This is a genomic window from Candidatus Jordarchaeum sp. (assembly GCF_052745115.1).
This window is the reverse complement of sequence record NZ_JBRAKS010000420.1, coordinates 1-3,058: the sequence shown is the minus strand read 5'-3', so window position 1 is coordinate 3,058 and position 3,058 is coordinate 1. Positions and strand designations below refer to the sequence as shown.

Annotated in this window: 3 protein-coding genes; all 3 read left to right on the top strand. The window is 37.5% G+C overall.

Annotation, left to right across the window (positions count from 1 at the left end; translation table 11 throughout):
• The first annotated feature begins 45 nt into the window (after positions 1-45).
• The 3 genes from ACUVXA_RS18895 (at position 46) to ACUVXA_RS18885 (ending at position 2,988) form a co-directional block, all read left to right on the top strand.
• On the top strand, positions 46-381 hold the full coding sequence (locus tag ACUVXA_RS18895) for an SCP2 sterol-binding domain-containing protein (RefSeq protein ID WP_445872841.1): 336 nt from the start codon (positions 46-48) through the stop codon (positions 379-381).
• Between the two features lie 88 nt (positions 382-469).
• Positions 470-1,240 (top strand): enoyl-CoA hydratase/isomerase family protein, encoded by a 771-nt coding sequence (locus ACUVXA_RS18890; RefSeq protein WP_445872840.1) that lies wholly within the window; start codon positions 470-472, stop codon positions 1,238-1,240.
• 11 nt (positions 1,241-1,251) lie between these two features.
• A complete protein-coding gene (locus ACUVXA_RS18885) occupies positions 1,252-2,988 on the top strand; it encodes an AMP-binding protein (RefSeq protein WP_445872839.1) in 1,737 nt (578 codons plus the stop codon).
• Positions 2,989-3,058 lie beyond the last annotated feature (70 nt).

The window sequence follows — 3,058 nt, the reverse complement described above, 5'->3', positions numbered from 1 at the left end:
ATCAATATATATATAAATTAAAAATTTTAAAAATAGTGATTAAAAATGGGCATTAAGGAGGAATTACTGGAAGCACTGGGAGAATGGGCTGGCAAATTAGACGACCCTAGTTATAAGGAACGTTTTCAGGGTTTTAACAAGGTGTTGCAATTAAACTTTAACGACACTGATTTTTCACTCTTGATGGAATTCAAGGATGAGACGTGTACGGTCAAAGAGGGAATGGTAGAAAAACCTGATGTGCTCATCGAGACGGATAGTGAGGTCATTTTTGGAATATGTGATGGTGAGATAAGTCCAACTAAAGCATTCATGGGTGGTAAGTTAAAAGCTAAGGGCGATATGAAGGACATGCTGAAAATTCAAATGTTAATGAAATAGCAAATTCCAAAAACTATAATATTTATTTCTTCGTAACTAACGGTTAAAAAACAATAATTCATTAACTGTCAATTCAAGGAGGGAGACAATGTTCTACGAAACAATTACTTTTGAAAAGGAGGATAATGTTTGTACACTAACTCTAAATAGACCAGAACGTTTGAATGCAATGAACAATAAAATGTTTGAAGAGATAAAAGATGCTTTAGATGGAATTAAAGATGATGCCGAAATAAGAGCTGTTATCATAACTGGCGCGGGAAGGGCTTTTTCTTCGGGTGGAGATTTCAGTTTTGATCAAAGTCAAGCAGGTAAAGAAATTGATCTATCACAAAAAAAATTAGTGCTAAAACTGATAAACTTGAACAAACCACTCATTGCGGCTGTGAATGGGCTGGCATTAGGTGCCGGAATGAATCTGGCTTTAAACTGTGATTTAGTTTATGCCTCTGACAAAGCAGAGTTCGGCACGTTCTTTATCAAGCGAGCTATTACACCAGAAATGTCTTCAACATTATTACTACCATATATCGTGGGAATACACAAGGCTAAAGAACTCATATTTTTCGGAGACAGGTTTAGTGCCCATGAAGCTAAAAATATTGGCTTAATAAATGATGTTTTTCCTGACGATATTTTTATGTCGAAAGTTAAAGAATTGGCCAAGCGATTAGCAAAGGGTCCAACTCTTGCGATTGGGCTGGCTAAAGAAGCTATACATAGTTTATTAATGGACCAAATTGTAAAGGCTCTTGATAACGAGGCTGAATGTCTCTTCAAGGCATTCAAATCTGAGGATTTTACTGAATCACTCTTAAGTTTCATGGAGAAAAGAGAGCCTAAATTTAAAGGGATATGAGAGGGGATATAATGGGTTATGCAGACTTGTTGAAAAAATGGGCTACAAGTCATAGTGATGTTGAGGCTGTTAAGCAAGGTAATAAAGTATATACCTATAAGAAATTGAATAAACGAGCAAACCAGTTGGCGTGTGCCTTATTGGATGCCGGTGTTAGGAAAGGTGAAAAATTTGGAGCCTTGCTTTACAATTCACCTGAGTTTTTGGAAATTATGTTCGGGCTCCAAAAAATCGGTGCAATACCGGTTCCGATTAATTTTAGATACGGATTTACAGAATTTGAATACATATATAAAAATTCAGACATTACCGGACTATTTATTGAAAAAAGATTTGTTAATAATACTCGTAATTTTTTCAAAACCAGAAAAATCACAAGTATCAGACATACATTTGTCGTTGATGCGCCGTCTGACCAAGAGTTTAGTGACATGTATAATTATGAGAAATTTATTAAAGATAAAGATGAAACCGATCCAGACATCAAAATCGATGATGAGGAGCCCGCATTCATACTTTACACCGGTGGTACTACAGGATACCCTAAAGGCGTAATATATACGCATTCTAATTTATATGCCGCAACCTACTTGACTCCGGGGCATGGTGCAAAATTAATTGCTGAAAAAAAGATTCCTGAAAGTACACTTATACCATCTTCAGGACTGAAAATGAAATTTTTAATCCCTACTCCGATTTTTCACATATCCGGAATACTGACAATTATAACACAGATCGGGTTGGGGAGTTTTATCGTTTTTCCGGTTAATTCAAGTTTTGATCCAGAAGAGATCTGTCAAATAATTCAAGATGAGAAAATTACTACAATATTCATGGTACCAACCATGTATCGAATGTGGCTAAATTATCCAGATTTGGACAAATTTGACTTTAGTTCGTTGACAGTATTGGGTTCTGGTGGAGCGAAAATGCCCCGCGAAATGAAAATTGAAATTTTAGAAAAATTCCCCAAAGTCACCCTAGTGGATGGCTATGGCTCAACGGAAACAGTGGGCACATCAACAATCGCATTCATGACCTATGAGGACATACCGAAAATCAAGCAAGGCTACATAGGCCAACTGGTAACAGGTATGGAAATGCGGGTTGTCGATGAGAACATGAGAGATGTACCGATTGGTGAAGTTGGAGAAATGATATTCAAAGGTAAAAACGTAATGAAAGGATATTACAAAGACCCGTGGAAAACCAAGAGAACTATTGAAAATAATGGATGGCTGCATTCGGGTGATCTTTGTAGAATGGATAAAGAAGGAAATATCTATTACGTAGGCAGAATCAGTGAAATGATCACTTCAGGCGGCGAAAAAATTTATCCAATGGAGATTGAAGATTATTTAAAAACGCATCCAAAAATTCAGAACGTAGCAGTAACAGGAGTACCTGATAAAGTCTGGGGGGAACTTGTAACCGCATTGATCGAACTCAAACCCGGAAAGGATATGACTCCTGAAGAAGTGATTGAATACTGTAAGGACAATGTCGCTTCTTACAAGAAGCCCCGTATTATAAAATTCGTTAATCGAGTACCCTTAACCGAAGTAGGAAAACCGCATCGTGCAGAAATCAAGAACTTGGCACTTTCCTTAATGGGTGCCGAATTCCCCGAGGTAGCTGAAAAAATAGTAATCGATAGAGTTGTTATGGGGGAAGTTGAAGAAGAAGCGGGTTCTAAGGCGGTTTTAGATCAACAGCGTAAGGACCGGCTACCGCGCTCTAATAGATAGTGATTATGATTATAAAGCCGTTGTCCGAAACTTACCCATTTAGGACACCGCCTAAATGGTGTTCGGTTCC

Coding starts and splice junctions, on each gene's coding strand:
- ACUVXA_RS18895 (WP_445872841.1), top strand. CDS start 46: ATGGGCATTAAGGAGGAATTACTGGAAGCACTGGGAGAATGGGCTGGC.
- ACUVXA_RS18890 (WP_445872840.1), top strand. CDS start 470: ATGTTCTACGAAACAATTACTTTTGAAAAGGAGGATAATGTTTGTACA.
- ACUVXA_RS18885 (WP_445872839.1), top strand. CDS start 1,252: ATGGGTTATGCAGACTTGTTGAAAAAATGGGCTACAAGTCATAGTGAT.